Source organism: Priestia sp. YIM B13489 (assembly GCF_042787645.1).
Lineage (GTDB): Bacteria > Bacillota > Bacilli > Bacillales > Bacillaceae_H > Priestia > Priestia megaterium.
Map to the genome: position 1 here is coordinate 2,057,735 of NZ_JBHZOQ010000053.1, position 17,767 is coordinate 2,075,501.

General features: G+C 38.0%; 18 protein-coding genes. 14 read left to right on the forward strand and 4 right to left on the reverse strand.

The features are described from left to right. Window positions 1–390: 390 nt before the first annotated feature. Entirely contained in the window at window positions 391–870 is a 480-nt protein-coding gene (locus tag ACFX4W_RS16300; protein WP_043975966.1) for a GAF domain-containing protein, read from the reverse strand. Window positions 871–1,087: 217 nt separating this feature from the next. Between ACFX4W_RS16300 and refZ the strand changes: the two genes are divergently transcribed. Further along, the gene (gene refZ, locus ACFX4W_RS16305) at window positions 1,088–1,735 is read left to right on the forward strand and encodes a forespore capture DNA-binding protein RefZ (RefSeq protein WP_013085219.1); all 648 of its coding nucleotides are present in this window, start codon (window positions 1,088–1,090) and stop codon (window positions 1,733–1,735) included. On the opposite strand, the gene hisJ is transcribed toward refZ, so the two are convergent. Further along, complete coding sequence (gene hisJ / locus ACFX4W_RS16310) at window positions 1,727–2,521, reverse strand: histidinol-phosphatase HisJ (RefSeq protein ID WP_043975968.1); 795 nt, start codon at window positions 2,519–2,521, stop codon at window positions 1,727–1,729. The two genes, refZ and hisJ, sit on opposite strands and share 9 nt — an antisense overlap. Before the next feature lie 213 nt (window positions 2,522–2,734). Between hisJ and ezrA the strand changes: the two genes are divergently transcribed. The 5 genes from ezrA to ACFX4W_RS16335 all read left to right on the forward strand — a co-directional run bounded on the left by ezrA (window position 2,735) and on the right by ACFX4W_RS16335 (window position 9,051). Then, window positions 2,735–4,426 (forward strand): septation ring formation regulator EzrA, encoded by a 1,692-nt coding sequence (gene ezrA, locus ACFX4W_RS16315; RefSeq protein ID WP_377559785.1) that lies wholly within the window; start codon window positions 2,735–2,737, stop codon window positions 4,424–4,426. A gap of 271 nt (window positions 4,427–4,697) precedes the next feature. Further along, window positions 4,698–5,840, forward strand: a complete 1,143-nt coding sequence (locus ACFX4W_RS16320; protein ID WP_043975970.1) for a cysteine desulfurase family protein — start codon at window positions 4,698–4,700, stop codon at window positions 5,838–5,840. 6 nt (window positions 5,841–5,846) lie between these two features. Then, window positions 5,847–7,058 carry a tRNA uracil 4-sulfurtransferase ThiI gene (thiI, locus tag ACFX4W_RS16325; RefSeq protein ID WP_043975972.1) on the forward strand — a complete coding sequence of 404 codons (1,212 nt, stop codon included), beginning with the start codon at window positions 5,847–5,849 and terminating at the stop codon, window positions 7,056–7,058. Window positions 7,059–7,146: 88 nt separating this feature from the next. Further along, the gene (locus ACFX4W_RS16330; protein ID WP_013059477.1) at window positions 7,147–7,335 is read left to right on the forward strand and encodes an alpha/beta-type small acid-soluble spore protein; all 189 of its coding nucleotides are present in this window, start codon (window positions 7,147–7,149) and stop codon (window positions 7,333–7,335) included. 123 nt (window positions 7,336–7,458) lie between these two features. Then, window positions 7,459–9,051 (forward strand): amidohydrolase, encoded by a 1,593-nt coding sequence (locus ACFX4W_RS16335; RefSeq protein ID WP_043975974.1) that lies wholly within the window; start codon window positions 7,459–7,461, stop codon window positions 9,049–9,051. Window positions 9,052–9,074: 23 nt separating this feature from the next. Here ACFX4W_RS16335 and ACFX4W_RS16340 read toward each other — a convergent pair whose 3' ends face one another. Beyond that, window positions 9,075–9,875: an NAD kinase gene (locus ACFX4W_RS16340; protein ID WP_013059475.1), complete on the reverse strand. Its 801-nt coding sequence runs from the start codon at window positions 9,873–9,875 to the stop codon at window positions 9,075–9,077. A gap of 149 nt (window positions 9,876–10,024) precedes the next feature. Between ACFX4W_RS16340 and sppA the strand changes: the two genes are divergently transcribed. From sppA to ACFX4W_RS16380, 8 genes are all read left to right on the forward strand, one after another. Continuing rightward, window positions 10,025–11,035, forward strand: a complete 1,011-nt coding sequence (gene sppA, locus ACFX4W_RS16345) for a signal peptide peptidase SppA (RefSeq protein WP_043975976.1) — start codon at window positions 10,025–10,027, stop codon at window positions 11,033–11,035. A 10-nt stretch (window positions 11,036–11,045) separates the two neighbouring features. After that, window positions 11,046–11,549: an RDD family protein gene (locus tag ACFX4W_RS16350; RefSeq protein ID WP_043975979.1), complete on the forward strand. Its 504-nt coding sequence runs from the start codon at window positions 11,046–11,048 to the stop codon at window positions 11,547–11,549. 341 nt (window positions 11,550–11,890) lie between these two features. Beyond that, a complete protein-coding gene (locus ACFX4W_RS16355) occupies window positions 11,891–12,589 on the forward strand; it encodes a DUF2953 domain-containing protein (protein WP_280560419.1) in 699 nt (232 codons plus the stop codon). 13 nt (window positions 12,590–12,602) lie between these two features. Continuing rightward, window positions 12,603–13,070 (forward strand): GerW family sporulation protein, encoded by a 468-nt coding sequence (gene ytfJ / locus ACFX4W_RS16360; RefSeq protein WP_162215025.1) that lies wholly within the window; start codon window positions 12,603–12,605, stop codon window positions 13,068–13,070. 137 nt (window positions 13,071–13,207) lie between these two features. Beyond that, the gene (gene tpx, locus ACFX4W_RS16365) at window positions 13,208–13,741 is read left to right on the forward strand and encodes a thiol peroxidase (protein WP_042452765.1); all 534 of its coding nucleotides are present in this window, start codon (window positions 13,208–13,210) and stop codon (window positions 13,739–13,741) included. Window positions 13,742–13,888: 147 nt separating this feature from the next. Further along, complete coding sequence (locus ACFX4W_RS16370) at window positions 13,889–14,881, forward strand: class I SAM-dependent methyltransferase (protein WP_043975986.1); 993 nt, start codon at window positions 13,889–13,891, stop codon at window positions 14,879–14,881. 196 nt (window positions 14,882–15,077) lie between these two features. After that, window positions 15,078–16,268, forward strand: coding sequence for an acetate kinase (locus tag ACFX4W_RS16375; RefSeq protein ID WP_013059468.1), 1,191 nt, complete (start codon window positions 15,078–15,080; stop codon window positions 16,266–16,268). A 231-nt stretch (window positions 16,269–16,499) separates the two neighbouring features. Continuing rightward, the gene (locus tag ACFX4W_RS16380; RefSeq protein WP_013085209.1) at window positions 16,500–17,342 is read left to right on the forward strand and encodes an EcsC family protein; all 843 of its coding nucleotides are present in this window, start codon (window positions 16,500–16,502) and stop codon (window positions 17,340–17,342) included. Between the two features lie 25 nt (window positions 17,343–17,367). Here ACFX4W_RS16380 and ACFX4W_RS16385 read toward each other — a convergent pair whose 3' ends face one another. Beyond that, complete coding sequence (locus ACFX4W_RS16385; protein ID WP_029319996.1) at window positions 17,368–17,682, reverse strand: hypothetical protein; 315 nt, start codon at window positions 17,680–17,682, stop codon at window positions 17,368–17,370. Between the last annotated feature and the right edge of the window lie 85 nt (window positions 17,683–17,767).

Genomic DNA, 17,767 nt, shown 5'->3' on the forward strand with positions numbered 1-17,767 from the left:
ATTTTATGCAAAACAAAAACAGACACATTCTAGCGATATGCTCATTTTGTTTTCATGTACCATCGCTCTAGCAGCAGAGAGTTACACGATACACCATCTTGTTAAAAGGATTGCTACTTCTGTAAAACAATCTTTTAATGAGGAACAAAATGAAAAAACATAAAGAAGATTGTATAAGCTGCAATATTTCACACAACGAGTATTATAGGTGTTTCCTCGTATAAAGTCAAGGAAGATTGAAGATTAAAAGAATGTAAAAGAAAGGATATATTCATTTGAAGTATGAAAGGAGAAGAAAGAACGTAAGAAAACGGTGGTGATGGGCTAATCAAACGTTTGTTTAATAAGCAAAAACCGCTGATTCGCAGCGGTTTTTTTGCTTATTCATATTCAAAGAAAAGAAGTGAGTTCTTTCACGAATTCTTCAAGATACTGTTGATCGATTTCATCAAAGCGATTCTTGATTGGACTGTCAATATCAAGAACACCTAAAAGTTTACCGTCTTTTACCATTGGCACAACGATTTCAGATTGAGAAGCAGCATCACATGCAATGTGGCCAGGGAATGCATGAACATCTTCAATTCGCTCTGTTCTTTGATTTTGAGCTGCTGTACCGCATACGCCTTTTCCAAGTGGAATTCGAACACAAGCCGGCAGCCCCTGGAAAGGACCGAGTACTAACTCGCCGTCTTCCATTAAATAAAAACCTACCCAGTTTACTTCATTTAAAAATTGATTTAGTAAAGCTGAAGCATTTGCTAGATTAGCAATGGCATTGCTTTCTCCTTCTAATAAGGCGCGTAATTGCTTAATTACTAATTCATAATCCTTTTGTTTTGAGCCGCTGTAGTTTTCGACATTAAACAATGTATTCTCCTCCATTCAACATAAGATTTAATGAGTTTTTATCAGGAAACGTCAGTTTTAACGCTACTTTGTCGATAAAAGATTACAGGAACTAAAAAGCCTATCACGAATTATGTAGAGAGGCTACTAAAATCCTTTTTAAATACTGTAACGATTTCTACACAATTTTGCAATCATATGTGTTTTGTAAAAATAAATCGAAATGAGGTGTAGATAGATGGCTGTACAGTCAAAAACGAAAGAGAAAATTATTGATGCGGCTGTTTCTCTTTTTAACGTAAAAGGTTTTGATGGTACGTCGGTGCGCGAGATTGCAGGAAAAGCGAAAGTGAACGTAGCGAATATTTCATATTATTTTCATAGCAAAGAAGGATTGCTTGAAAGTTTAGTGATTTCTTATTTTGAAGGTTATATTGCGGTACTGGAGCAAGCATTCCAAGAAATGAAAAAGCTGTCTTCAACAGAAAGTATGATCGTGATGATTCGAGCTATCTTACATTACCAGCACGAAAATAGGCATATTGCCCGGCTCGTATATAGAGAAATCTCTCTTGACACGATTTTAATTCGAGAAGTTATGACTACGTATTTAACCAAGGAAAAATACTACTTAAAAACCATCCTTGAAAGAGGGATGAAAGAAAAGGAATTTCGAAAGCTGCACGTTTCCTTTACAATCATTGAGCTTAAGGGCATGCTGTCTATGCCTTATCTTCATCCTCAGTATCTAAGTGAAGTTCTTCATATATTGCCTCACGAACCGTATTTTGTTCAGCAATATGCGATTGAGCTTGAGCAATGGGTGCACACAACGGTATGTTTACCATATGAACGGACAAACAAACTGCGCGTTCAATTATCCTAAATGGAGCTCTCCATAGCCTTGGCCTAAATCCTTCGCACAGTGGGCGTCTGACCCATATACGAGAGGGATTTTTTTCTGTTGGGCTGCTTTTACGACAAAGGGAGCTGGATACGCTTCCTTGCACAAAGGCTTAAACAACCCTGCACCATTATAATCCAAAGCCAGATCTTTCATTTTTATTTCATCGAGTATTGCTAAAATAATAGGGGAAAGTGTGTCTTCATATGGAAAGCGAGTTTGAAATTTATGTACGAGCGTCATATGACCAATGCGCTTAGGCTTATAAACGCCTAAATTGGCCTGTACAGAGCGTAATACCGTGTTGTAATACTTATCATATACTTTGCTTACGCTGCCAAACTTCTGTACAATATGTGCAAATACGTCAGCGCTAAAATCTAGGCAGTCATATCCTTCTTCATGTTTTAAGAAGTGGACAGAAAGTATGCTGTCATCGAGATAAGGACCATATTCGTTTAAGAAATCTGTTGTTTGGTGTTCAAATCCTTCAATAAAGTCAACTTCCAATCCGATATTAATACGAATATCGCGCTCAAATTCTTTTTTAACTTGCTGTACGTTTTGAATGTAGCGATCAAGTTTGTCAGGATCCATTCCGCTGTCGCGATCAGGCGTCGGATCACTGAAGCTTTTTGGTAATGGAGCATGCTCTGTAAACGAAATCTCGCAAAAGTTCAGGGAAATCGCCTGTTCAACATATTGTTGCAATGAATCAGGTGAACCGTGTGGGCAAAATGGAGTATGAATATGTTTGTCAACTTTCATAAAAAATGCCTCCTTTTTTCTTCTTTTTCCATTGTAACGACACAAAGTGACTCCATGCCAATATTTTGTATAAAAAAATTTAATTTTTTGCTCAAAAGTTGGACTTTACATGGTATCATAAAAACATTGACGCAAAAAAATTTAAAGGATTAAATTCACCCTTTTTATAAATAAGAAACTTGTCATGTAGAACGCACTGTAAGGGGGCTTAGTATGGAATTCATTATAGCACTAATCATACTTATTATCGGATTAGTTGTGTACGGAATGTTTTCACGTAAAAAGATTTATCAAGAAATTGATCGCCTGGAAACGATCAAAGTCGAATTAGCAAATACGCCAGTTGCAGAGGAAATTTCAAAAGTAAAAGAATTGAACATGACAGGTCAAACTGAAGAGCTATTTGAACGTTGGCGTGAGCAGTGGGATGAAATTATATCAACTAATCTCCCGAAAATTGATAAAGAACTGTTTGAAACGGAAGAAGCAGCGGATAAATACCGATTTAAAAAAGCGAAGCAGTTATCTATACATACTGATCAAGCCTTAGAACAAACCAAGATAGATATTGAAAACATACTTACTGAACTTCAAAATTTAATTGGTAGCGAACAAGATAATCGATATGATATTGAGGAATTAAATCAGCTTCACCGCCATGTGAAGAAAAAATTGCTCGCACATCGGTATTCCTATGGAAATGCTGAAAAAACGTTAGAATACGCAATTAATACGTCTAAAGAGCAGTTTAAAAAATACGAGGAAGAGACGATTAACGGAAACTATCTTCAAGCACGTGAGATTGTTCTTCAATTAAAAACTGATTTAACAGCTATTGATTCGTATTTAGAACAAATTCCAAAAGTGTTAGTTGAGTGTCAGACCACTCTTCCTGTTCAGTTCAATGAACTGCTTGACGGGTTCCGCGAAATGAGTGAGCAGGGATATGTGTTAGATCATCTGCAAGTAGAAGAAACGGTAGAGCTTTTAAAACAAGAAACTGCTGAAATTATTGCAGATATTGAAGAATTATATGTGGAAGAAGCGATTACAAAACTAGATGATGTGAACGAACGCTTAGAGCAGTTATATGACTCACTTGAGCATGAGGTTTTCTCCTATCATAAAATGAACCGTGAATCTCATACGGTATCTAACTTCCTTCGTATGCTTCAAGAACGAAACCGTGAACTTCGTGAAGAAACGCTATTTGTACAGCAAAGCTATCATTTTAAAGAGCGCGATTTAGACGTATATTATAAAATGGACCGCGAACTAAAACGATTGACTAACTTGTACTATAATATTTCGGACAAGGTGGCGGAGCACAATTTAGCCTACAGTGTGATCCAAGAAGAACTCGAAGACGTTTCCAAACAGCTTAACCAATTAAAAGAATCTCAGGAATCCTACAGCGATATGCTACAAGCTCTTCGCAAAGATGAGCTCTCAGCTAAGGACAAAATAGAAGAACTGAAATCTCAGTTGATTGAAGCACGACGCCTTATTCAAAAAAGCAACCTTCCTGGTGTTCCTGAAGAATATAAAGTGCAGCTTGAAAAAACGGTTCATATCTTAAATGAAGTAACCGCTAAGCTGAAAGAAAAACCGCTTAATATTCAAGCTGTTCAATCTTTACTTGAAGATGCTGTTGGTTTTGTTCAGGATACATTTGATGAAACAGAGGCAATGTTAGAAGAAGCGCGACTCGTTGAAAGAGTGATTCAATACGGTAACCGCTATAGAAGTACTCATCACTCGATTGCACAGTCTTTAGAAGAAGCAGAAGAAGCATTTCGTCATTACGAATACAAAGAAGCATTAAAACAGGCATCTGCAGCTATTGAGCAAGTAGATCCTGGTGCGCTGGATCGTATACAGCGTATTGTATCTTCACAGAGTTAAAAAGCTCGTGTCCAAAGGACACGAGCTTTTTTATGACGCTTTTCTTTGCATACTATCTCGTATCTCTTTCAATGCTAATGGTATAGTCTATAAATACGGCAGCAACTGTTAGGATAAGCAAGGGGAGACCTTGCTTATAAAGTGGCAAATAGCTTTGAAAAGATCGTCTATCCTTGTTATGATTACTAAGGCAAAACCTAATTTAAAAAAGTATCAAGGTATGTTATGATAATACGTTGTTCCGAAAAAATGAAGAAGGGGGCGCGCATCCTTGATTTATTTAGATAATAGCGCTACAACAAAACCCTATAACGAAGTCATACAATCTTTTACTAAAGTAGCTACAACTTATTATGGCAATCCATCCTCCCTCCATCAGTTTGGCGTACAGGCGGAGAATTTGTTGAGCCGCTCGCGTGAGCAAGTAGCAGAATTGCTGCACGTATCGTCAAATGAAATTATCTTTACATCGGGAGGAACGGAAGGGAATAATTTGGCTATTAAAGGCGTAGCGATGCGATATAAAAGCCGAGGTCAGCATATCATTACGACAAATATTGAACATGATTCTGTTCATGAACCATTCAAGCAGTTAGAAGCCCTAGGATTTAACGTTACGTATGTTCCGGTAGATTCCAGTGGATTTGTATCACCTGCGGCTATTGAATCAGCTATTACAGATGAAACCATTTTAGTATCTGTTATGCATGTAAATAATGAGATTGGCACCATTCAGCCAATTGAAGAAATTGGACATATGCTGACGAACTATTCAAAGGTGCTTTTTCATGTCGATCATGTGCAGGGAATTGGAAAAGTTCCGCTTTCTTTAGCGGATCATAAAATTGATTTATGCACATTATCAGGACACAAAATTCACGGCTTAAAAGGGACGGGAATTTTATATAAACGAAATGGAGTTCAGCTTCATCCGCTGCTTAGCGGAGGCTCTCAGGAAATGCAGTATCGATCAGGCACGGAAAATGTGCCGGGAATCGTAGCATTTGCTAAAGCACTTCGTTTAACACTTGAACATGCTGCTCAAAATCAGCAAAAAATGCGGAAAATAAAAGCAGAACTGATGGACAACCTTTCTGCTCACGAAAGAATCACGATTAATACGCCGAATGAGCATTCGGCACCCCATATTATAAATTTTACAGCACAAGGTATTAAAGGTGAGGTTTTTGTTCACGCTCTTGAAGAAAAAGGAGTGTTTGTATCCACTACATCTGCTTGCTCATCAAAGCGAAAAAAGCCAAGCAAAACGCTTTTAGCTATCGGTAAAAATTACGAAGAAGCCGATCAGTCCATTCGATTAAGCTTGTCAGGCTTAAATGATTATAATGAAGTAACGCCTATTGTAAATGCTATTTTCACAGTAATTGAAGATCTAAAGAAAGTAATGAGGTAAATGATTATGATATATAACCATATTTTAATTCGGTACGGAGAAATCTCAACCAAAGGACAAAATAGAAAAAAATTTGTTGCCCAGCTAAGAAAAAATATTGTAACGGCTCTTAGTGCATTCCAAAATATTCACGTAAAATACACAAGAGACCGCATGTATATTCACTTAAACGGTGAAAATCACGAGCCTATCATCGAACGTCTTCAGCAAATCTTTGGTATTCAAAGCTTTAGTTTAGCATTAAAAGTTGAAAATGAGCTTGAAGTCATTCAAGAAGCAGCGTTAGAAGCAATGAAAGAATTTGATGTAGAAGGAAAAACATTCAAAGTATCTACTCGAAGAGCGTATAAACAATTTCCTCTTGATACAAACGAATTAAATTATGAAGTAGGAAGTCATATTCTACGAAATACAGAGCATCTAAAGGTAAACGTAAAAGAACCAAGCGTAAATGTACGAGTAGAAGTGAGAAGTGAAGCAACGTATATTACATGTTTTGATTATCGCGGAGCAGGAGGTCTTCCAGTTGGTACGAGTGGAAAAGCGATGCTGATGCTTTCTGGAGGAATCGACAGCCCGGTTGCAGGATACTTAGCCATGAAGCGCGGTTTAGAAATAGAAGCGGTTCATTTTTACAGTCCGCCTTTTACAAGTGAACGTTCTAAGCAAAAAGTCATCGATTTAACGCAAAAACTAACGGCTTATCACGAAAAAGTAAAGCTGCATATTGTACCGTTTACAGCTGTACAGCAAGCGATTCAAAAGCAAATTCCAGAGAATTATACCATGACCTCTACACGTCGTATGATGCTTCGAATTACGGACCTTATTCGTGAAAAAAATGAATCGTTAGCTATCGTAACTGGCGATAGCTTAGGGCAGGTAGCTAGTCAAACGGTTGAGAGCATGTATGCGATTAATGAAGTGACTAATACGCCAATTTTGCGTCCGCTTGTAACAATGGATAAAACGGAGATTGTTGAAATTGCCCGCAAAATTGATACACATGAAATTTCGAATCGACCGTATGAAGACTGCTGTACAATTTTTACCCCAAGCTCACCAAAAACGAAGCCAAAGCGTGAAAAAATAAATCGATACGAACAATTTTATGATTTTGAAACATTAATTCAAGAAGCGGTAAATAATGTAGAAACGCTTGAGATGACAGCTTCTTCGGCTACAAATACCGCAGACAGCGTAGAAGATTTGTTTTAAAAGTTAAATTTCATAAAATTACCAAAAAAATAATGTATGATGCCATGTGTTTTGACACAATCTATATTCAACAAGGAGGTGAAAACACATGGCAAACACAAACAAATTAGTAGCTCCTGGTTCAGCAGCTGCTATCGACCAAATGAAATACGAAATCGCTTCTGAATTCGGTGTAAATCTTGGACCAGAAGCAACAGCTCGCGCTAACGGATCTGTTGGTGGAGAAATCACTAAACGCTTAGTTCAAATGGCTGAGCAACAACTTGGTGGTAAATAAGTCATATTAACTAAATAATGATGGCTAAAAAGAGTGGGGGAAACCTCACTCTTTTGTCTTGTTTGTTTTGTCACGTATAATAGAGACAAGATCAAGCTTTATAAAGTAAAGGAGATGTTGGCGATGGGGACTTTATTTTACGGAGGCAAAATATATACGATGCTAAAAGAAGATGAGCATGTAGAAAGCGTATATGTTGAAAAAGGATTCATTGAAGATATAGGCGCAGAAGAAAATCTAAGAATGAAATGGGGTGCTGAGATTGACAAAGAAGTACACCTCAAAGGATATTCAATGTATCCGGGCTTTGTAGATAGCCATCTTCACTTAATTGGTCATGGTGAAAAGCTCATTAGGCTTGATTTGTCTCAAGCTACTTCTAGGGAAGATGTGCTGATGCGCGTTCGGCAAAAAGTAGAGAGTACACCAAAAGGAGAATGGGTAATTGGAGAAGGTTGGGATGAAAATCAGTGGGAAGATTCCTCTTTGATTCAGTATCAAGATCTTGATCAACTTTCAACAGAACATCCTATTATGTTGAAGCGAGTCTGTCGTCACGGATTAGTAGTAAACGGGACTGCTCTTAAAATAGCCGGGATTACAGCTGAAACATGGGACCCGGAAGGAGGTATTATCCAGAGGGATGAAGCGGGAAATCCTACCGGTTTTTTGGCTGATCAAGCGCAAGAATTAGTAACGGCTCATATTCCTCAAGTATCGGAAGCATACATTCGACAAGCTCTTTCAGTAGCTATTAAAGATTGTGTTCAGCACGGATTGACGGGTGGACATACGGAAGATTTAAATTATTATGGAGGCTTTTTGCGTACATATCAAGCATTTCAAGACGTTATTCATAAAGAAAAGCAGCTGTTTCGTGCTCATTTACTTGTTCATCATGAAGCTGTAGATGATATGTATACATATGTTGAAGAAAAGAAAGACACATCCGCTTTTATTGAAATAGGGCCAATGAAGATTTTTGCTGATGGTTCTCTCGGCAGTCAATCTGCTCTTTTAAGCTTTCCGTACAAAAGCGACCCATCTACAAGAGGTGTAGCTATTCAATCACTCGATGAATTAAAACAGCTAGTGAGAAAAGCAAGAGAATTAGGCATGACGGTTGCAATTCATGCGATTGGTGATTTAGCGTTTCAATATGTAGTAGAAAGCATCGAACAATATCCTCCTCAAACAGGGCAAAGAGATCGTATTATTCATGCGCAAATTCTACGAAAAGATTTAGTTGAGCGTGTAAAAAAGCTCCCGGTTGTATTGGATATCCAGCCCCGGTTTTTAGCCAGTGATTTTCCATGGGTCATTGAAAAAATTGGAGAAGAGCATTTGGACTATTGCTATGCGTGGAAAACGTTATTGGACGAGGGCGTTATGTGTGCAGGCGGATCGGATGCGCCTATTGAACCTATCAATCCCATGTTAACAATTCATGCAGCAGTTTCTAGAAAAACTTCTCCAAATAGCTCGGTCGTTTACATACCGTCTGAGCGACTTACAGTATTTGAAGCTGTTCAGCTGTTTACTTTAGGAAGTGCGCAGGCCATTCATCAAGAGGACAAAAAAGGATATATTCAAAAGGACTATGTAGCTGATTTTACCGTATTAGAAAGAGATCTGTTTGAGATACCTGCAGATGATATTCCAGGGGTACAGGTGCAGATGACTGCTATTAATGGAGAAATTGTATATCAAAAATAAAAAGCGCCCAAGGGCGCTTTTTATTATAGAAATGTACGCTTAACTCGTTGCCAGAAAGAGTTATCTTTCAGTTTAACCGTTTTAATTTGACGGTCGCTTAAACGAATTTGAACTTGATCAACTTGGCGTGCATTTAATGCTTCGTTATCTATTCCAATAATTGGACTGTGGTTGTTGTCATTGGATAGTTTTAAAGTGAGCGTATGCTCAGCGCTTAGGATGAATGAAGATCCTAATGTACGATAGTTATTATTATTTAGCGATGCCAATTCGCTGACTTGCATACAAGGAATTAACGGATCAACTACGGCTCCACTTACCGATTTATTATAAGCCGTACTGCCTGTTGGTGTTGAAATAATCATCCCATCCCCACGGAATGTTTCAAAGTGATTTTCATTAATAAAAACATCTAGACTGAGTGTTTTTATAACACCTGATCGAATCGAACATTCATTTAAGCAATAAAAAGAAGTTCCTTGATCAATTTGAGTTTGTAAAACGGGAAATCGACGTACTTCTATATTTTCTGTCGTAATAGCTTCAATCATTTTATCCGTTTCATCGATATGAAAATCGCAGTAAAAGCTTAGTTGATCTGAAGTTGTGACACCAGCATATAAGCAGTCATCTCGAAAGCCAGATTGACGGACAGCCTGTAAGAAAGCTCCGTCACCGCCAATACTTACAATGATGTTAGCGCTGTCGAAATGATCTACTACTTGAAAGTCATATTGTTTTGCAAGTTCAATAAGTGGACTTACAAGCGCCTTTGTTTCCTGGTTTTTTGGATGAAAGAAATAAACGTTGCGACGATTTGGCATAGATAGTTCCCCCTTGTTTGTCTGATATGTAAAATATTAGCGATAAAGTAAACTTTTTAAAAAAAGTTTGTTACAATAATTATAGCATTATTGCTTTAAGAATTAAAAGAATAATCTTTTAATTCTGACACCTAAAAAGGAGGATTTTCATGAACAAAAAAAGGTGGATTGCTCTTTTAATTGCAGCCTGCTTATTCATTTTTTCTGCGATTGTTAATATTGGTTTTTCAGTCAAAGAAGAAAAAGATGACGGTCTGGCAGGCATATTTGGAGGAGACGACAGTGAACTATCAGAAACAGTTATCGAAAAAGGGAATGCAGCTAAGAAAATTGCAGTGCTAGAGGTCAATGGAACGATTCAAGATACAGGAAGCGGTTCCTCTCCGCTTATGTCCCAAAATGGTTATAACCACCAAGCATTTTTAAAGCAGCTAGAGGCTGCAAAAAATGATAAGGCAGTTAAAGGAGTCATTATTAAGGTGAATTCACCGGGCGGCGGCGTCGTTGAAAGTGCTGAAATACATAAAAAAATTGAAGAGCTGAAGAAAGAAACGAAAAAGCCAGTGTATATTTCAATGGGATCAATGGCTGCTTCAGGAGGCTATTACATTTCAACAGCGGCTAACAAAATCTATGCAATCCCGGACACTTTAACAGGTTCACTAGGTGTAATTATGCAAAGCGTTAACTACGGCAAGCTGGCTGATAGACTAGGAGTAGAATCTGTCGTGATTAAAAGCGGGGCTCATAAAGATATTATGTCTCCAACAAGAGAAATGACCGGAGAAGAAAAAGAAATTATGCAAACACTTGTAGACAACTCGTACGATGGTTTCGTCAATGTTATCTCTGAGGGACGTCACTTGTCTAAAGAAAAAGTGCGTTCTATCGCAGATGGACGAGTGTACGATGGACGTCAGGCTAAAGAGCTGAAGCTGGTCGATCAACTAGGCTATTTTGAAGATGCGGTAACAGGAATGGAAAAAGATTATAAGTTAAAAGGGGCACAAGTAATTCAATACGATCAAGGATTCGGACTGCCTTCTTGGCTTTCAATGAGTATGCAAAAAGTAATAGGTGGAGATGAACAAGTCACTGCAATGTTAAAAACATTTGCGCAGCCAAGCTCTCCGCGTCTGATGTATTTATATGCAGAATAGAGGTGGGAACATGGAAAATCAGTCTCATTCAACCGAATCAAACGACAATATAAAACATGAGCCAGCGGTAAGTACGCCAACAGGTAGTGAATTCCATTATGCAGGCTTTTGGATGCGCTTTTGGGCATATCTTTTAGATCTAGCTGTGGTAGCTAGCTTGAACTCTCTGCTGATCAAGCCCATTTTCCATTTAGCAGGTATTTCTCGAGAAGATGGATTTTTTTCTCCTTATACGATTGTAACGGTTATTATCTTCTATGGTTATTTTGTTTTAATGACCAAGTATTTTGGACAAACGCTTGGAAAAATGGTGTTTGGGCTTAAAGTAGTATCGCTGAAAGACTCCACGTTAACTTGGCCTGTTGTGCTGTTTCGTGAAGGAGTTGGACGCTATATTTCTAAAACGGTTTTTCTACTAGGCTATTTATTAGTTGCGTTTTTACCTAAGAAGCAAGGAGCACACGATTACTACGCAGATACAACCGTCATACACGAAGGTACAATCAGCAGATAATAAAAACGGGCTGGAATAAAAGGATTTTAGACGAAGTAAAAAACGAACCACTGATCAAGACTTTTGATTAGTGGTTCGTTTTTTTTGTTATGGTAAACGCAGGTTTCATTTGTTTAGATTCTTCTAGCAGTTGATTTCCGTGCAAGACTTCGCTTTCCGCGGGAGTCTTCGCCTTGTCCTCCAATCAACTGCGGTGTCACAAGCGGTTCAACTCATGTATCCCATTTGTTCGTCTTGAGATTAGATTCATTTCGTTATATCTCAACCTCTTTTTATTGTTTCCATAAGGTTTAATATTCTGTGTTTTGGAGATAATGTGAAGCTAAGAAGGAGTGAAGGATGTGCTATGGCTTTTATGGATATTGCTAGCACTTTTAATTGTTATTGTACTTATTGTATGGACAAAAATTACGCTGTTTGTAGATCTTCACCATGTCCGAGATAACGATTATTACAGAGTGAGACTCAGGGCTTGGTTTGGTCTTATTCGCTATACATATGAAATTCCGGTAGTGAAAGTAAGAAAAGATTCACCGCGTTTGCTTGTTGAAAAGAAGAAAGGAATGGGTGATCAAGGAAAAGAAAATGAGAATTCATGGAGTGATTATTCTGTAGAAGACGGGCTAAGCATGTTAGAAAATGCGAAGCAATTTCTTGAACAGGTAGTCGGTTTTCATAAAATTTTCCGTCGTTTCTTACAGAAAGTAACGGTAAGTGATATTAGATGGCACAGCCGTTTCGGCTTAGGTGACGCTGCGTTAACAGGCGTACTTACCGGGGCTGTATGGTCTGCAAAGGGGAGCATAGTTGGTATAATCAGCCGTTATATGAAATTAAAAGATATGCCTGTCATGAGCGTTACTCCTGTATTTCAACATCTTTGGTCAGAAACGGTATTTGAGTGCATAATTTCTTTTCGAGTTGGTCAAGCTATTCTAGTAGGTTTACGGACCTTGAGATACTGGCGGCATACGTCCAAAAAGCGTCGCAAAAGATGGAAGTCGTCAAATAAGAACAAGACACACTCTGTGAAAACATAAGGAGGTTATCTTAATGGCAGAACATCCAATTAAAAGTTTAATGTCGACAGCTATGGAAAATTTAAAGGAAATGATTGATGTTAATACAATCATTGGTGATCCTGTAGAAACACCTGATGGCAGTGTTATTTTAACTGTCTCAAAAGTAGGGTTTGGTTTTGCAGCGGGCGGAAGCGAATTTGGAGTAGAAGGGCATGCACCATCTTCTCCGGGACAGCATCAGCAAGAATCAGGTCATCCATTTGGCGGAGGTAGCGGTGGCGGTGTATCAATTACGCCAATTGCCTTTTTAATTGTGAGTGGAAGCGGAATTAAAATGCTTCACCTTAACGAAAGTACACATTTATATGAAAAGATTTTAGATACAGCACCTCAAGCAATTGAACGCTTGCAACAAATGTTTAAACGAAACAATCATCAGCAGGATCATCATAATCAACAAAATCAGCATCATGATAGTGCAAACGATTTTAATTTGTAAGTATAAAATAAAGCTTTGCTTGCTTCTTTGAATAGTAAAAGAAGCAAGCAAAGCTTATTTTGTTTGGTTTGTTTTCTAGCTTGGAGTGCCATGTTTTGTATGTCATTTAATTGCAATATAGAGACAGACAAGCTAATATGAACAGTGTACATACTTACTTAAAGGAGGAATTATTCGTGACTAAATTTAAAGGTAACGATGTAACATTATTAGGAAATCAAGTGAAGGTTGGAGACAAGGCTCCAAACTTTACTGTTTTAGCAAATGATTTATCAGAAGTAACGCTTGACAGTACAAAGGGTTCTGTTCGCCTAATCAGTGTAGTTCCTTCTATTGATACTGGAGTTTGTGATGCGCAAACTCGCCGCTTCAACGAAGAAGCAGCTAAATTAGATAACGTAAAAGTATTAACAGTAAGCGTAGATTTACCGTTTGCTCAAAAGCGCTGGTGTGGTGCTAATGGCATTGATAATGTTCAAACTTTATCTGACCACCGCGACTTATCTTTCGGAGAAGCATATGGTGTAGCTATTCAAGAATTACGCTTATTAGCTCGTTCAATCTTTGTGGTAGACTCAAATGACAACGTAACGTATGTTGAGTACTTACCAGAAGTAACTGAGCATCCGAACTACGAAGCAGCAATCGAAGCAGCTAAAACAGCTAAGTAAGATTGTCAGTGGCGTTCGGCAGAAGGCGGAAAACAATGTTTTTCGCCTTCTTTGTGTTTTAAGAAGTTTTTATGATAAAATATGATGTTCCAAATAGGACGTTTACTCATTTATATAGATATTATTTCATTACACAGGAGGCAGAATATGAGTCAGTTAGCTAGTATGGAAAAGCTATTTGGTGTAATTGATCAAACAGCTATTATTTTAAGAAAAGAACTAAACTGCGTATATTTAGAAGCAGTAGCTGAAACGGGAGAAAATTTGTTTCAAGGAACTATTTTACAAAAAGAGCTAGATGAGGTAACTAAAAAACGTTTAAAAAAAGAATACGATTCAATCACGCTTGATCATTTTGAAAAAGAAACGATTCGAAAAGCGTATCAGCTGGCTATTTTAAAAGGCATGAAAGAAGCAGTTCAGCCTAACCACCAAATGACGCCTGATGCTGTAGGACTATTTGTCAGCTATCTAGTTGGAAAGTTCATGGCAGGAAAAGATAAATATACGCTTTTAGATCCCGCAGTAGGAGCAGGGAATTTATTAACAACCATTTTAAACACACATGCTGCGTCAATTGAACACGTATACGGTGTAGACGTGGATGATTTATTACTTCAATTAACATATGTAAATGCAAATTTACAGAAGCACGGCGTTCAATTATTCAATCAAGACAGCTTACAGCCGCTTTTTATTGATCCTGTGGATTTAGTTGTCTGTGACCTGCCGGTTGGTTATTATCCAAACGACGAAGGGGCAAAAGAGTATAAGGTAAGAGCTGAAGAAGGTCACACTTATGCTCATCACTTATTTATTGAACAAAGCTTGCGTCATGTAAAAGACGGAGGATACGTAGTGGCTCTTATTCCAAATAACTTGTTTGAATCGGAACAGTCTCATTTATTACAGCCGCTCTTAAAAGAGGAAGCAATCGTGCAAGGGATTATTCAGCTGCCACTTTCAATGTTCAAACAAGAGCAGGCTGCTAAAAGTATTATGGTTCTTCAAAAGCAGGGAGAAGGAGTAACAGCACCTGAAAACGCGCTGCTTGTGAATTTGCCGAAGTTCAGCAATCGGGAAGCAATGAGTGATATTATGGCTCAAATGGACCAATGGTTCCGAGTGAATAAAAAGTAAGTCTTTTTCGAAAATAATGAATATTTGTCGGTAGCGTTTTCATGATGTATAGCTCTTGAAATCTATTGTCGTGAATGATTAAATGAATAAGGATAGAAATCGTGTCGAAATGCATAGAATATTGTAGAGATTACACTTTTATGTTCTGTTCGTTATGTTTATGATGCACGTATAATAAAGAAGGAGCTGTTTTTTTATGTCAAAAATCATGGCAATCAACGCCGGCAGTTCTTCACTTAAGTTTCAATTATTTGAAATGCCAAGTGAGACGGTATTAACAAAAGGTTTAGTAGAACGAATTGGTTTAGATAACGCTGTTTTCACGATCTCGGTAAATGGTGAAAAACAAACGGATATTACAGAAATCCCTGACCATGCTGTTGCAGTTAAAATTTTAGTTGAAAAGTTACTTTCTCAAAACATCATTCAATCATACGATGAAATCACTGGTGTAGGTCACCGTGTAGTACACGGCGGAGAGAAATTTGCTGATTCTGTTTTAATCACAGATGAAACACTAGCGGAAATTGAAGCTTTATCTGATTTAGCACCGCTTCACAACCCAGCAAACATTGTGGGAATTAAAGCGTTCCAAGATATTCTTCCAAATGTTCCAGCTGTAGCAGTTTTCGATACAGCATTCCATCAAACAATGCCAGAAAAATCATTCTTGTACAGCTTACCGTACGAGTACTATGAAAAGTATGGTGTTCGTAAATACGGTTTCCACGGCACATCTCATAAATATGTTTCTGAGCGTGCAGCTGAGCTTCTTGGCCGTCCGATCGAACAATTGCGCTTAATTTCTTGTCACTTAGGTAACGGTGCAAGTATCGCTGCAATTGAAGGCGGCAAGTCAATTGATACATCAATGGGCTTCACACCATTAGCTGGTGTAGCAATGGGAACTCGTTCAGGTAACATTGACCCTGCATTAATTCCATTTATTATGGAGAAAACAGGGAAAACTGCTGACGAAGTATTAAATGTATTAAATAAAGAAAGTGGTCTTTTAGGTGTATCTGGTATTTCTAGTGACCTACGCGATCTAATCAAAGCAAGCGCTGAAGGCAATGAACGCGCTGAAACAGCACTTGAAGTATTTGCTAGCCGTATTCATAAATATATCGGTTCTTATGCTGCTCGTATGTCTGGTGTAGATGCAATCATCTTCACAGCAGGTATTGGAGAAAACAGTGATGTTGTACGTGCTCGCGTTCTGCGCGGTTTAGAGTTCATGGGCGTTTATTGGGATCCAGCTTTAAATAGTGTACAAGGAGAAGAAGCATTTATTAGCTACCCTCATTCTCCAGTTAAAGTTATGGTTATTCCTACAGACGAAGAAGTTATGATTGCACGTGACGTTACTCGTTTAGCGAATATTTAAGTTCATAAAGTGCCTCTTCAATGCATGAATTCTCATAAATTGTCAGGCAAACTAACGAAAAGCTGATTTCCTTGTTTGGAAATCAGCTTTTTTATATAGCGTAAGTAGCTGACGGTTGAAAGAAGGTTTACAACGTATAGAAGAAAGAAATAATATAGGAAGCAAAATGTAACGGATGCATTATTTGTTATAATAAAAATAAAACTACTTATTTCTTGAAAGGGTGACATGATGATACTAACGAATCGCGAAGAACAGCTTTTAGAAGAAATCTATAAATGGGAAGAGAGCTTACAGAGTGTAGAAGCAACTGAGATGGAGTTATTGTACGAAGAGTGGTTAGAAAAAGGGCTTAATTTAATTCCAGCTTCTGTTCGTGAGACCTATTTACATAAAATTGATGAGGGACTCTTTCAGTTAACTGCATTAATTCAAGGTACGGAAATGCAAACTCAAGCGACAAAACGAATTATTGAAACCGCTCGTGTATTCAAAGAGGATATCACAGATCTGTCAGAAATGAATTCCCTTCAAGTAGATCAGCTTTCTTATATATGCGAACAGCAAATGGCCAAGCTTCGGTTGTATGCGCTGAGTCAAGGAGCACTTTCAGGAACCGGACAATCGCTGCTAGTCGGTATTGATATACCTGCTGTTTTATGCATGAATATTCAAGCGGTGCAACAGGCAGCAATGAGCTACGGTTATCATATCCAGACTCCTTCAGAGCTTATGCTAACGCTAAAAGTGTTCCATGCAGCAACCTTACCTAGACACCTTCAGGCTGAGGGGTGGCATCAATTAAAGGGTGAGTTAAGCCAAGAATTTGACCCGTATTTTTATGAAGGTGTTGATCAAATTGTAGATAAAACGTGGCTGCAAAAAATCGTTGTGCAAATTGGGAAAACGCTAGCTATATTCGCTGCGAAGCGAAAAGTTTATAATCGTTTGCCGATTGTAAGCATGATGGTTGGCGGAGGGATGAATTATCGAATGGCCAAACAAGTGACAGATTATGCGAAGCGCTTTTACCAATACCGCTATTTGCTGGATAAGAAAAACGAGTCTCATTAATTTTTCATGAGACTCGTTTTTTTGTCTATCCGTGAACTTTTTTTGATATTTCCTCATTTGTTCGATACCAAATCCACAAATCATTAATAATAGAAGCAAGTTCTCCTATCTCGCTATTTAATTCGCAGGAGCGGATAAAATTAGTCTCATCTTCTAACGCCGCTTGTTTTTGATTAATACTCTTTTCTAAAGATTGAATTTTGTCTGGAATCTGCCCCCGAATGGATTCCCATGTTAGGAGGATATCCTGCTGAACTTTTTCAGAATAGAATGTCCATTCTCTTTCGAGAGCAGGAATTTTTATACCGAGTCTGTTGTCATAAGTAAAAAAGCGCTCCATTTTTTCACCTCTTCCCTTCCATTTTATACAATGACAAAAGCCAGAGCTACTGTAAGTGAAAAATAAATCATGTATACTTGATTTA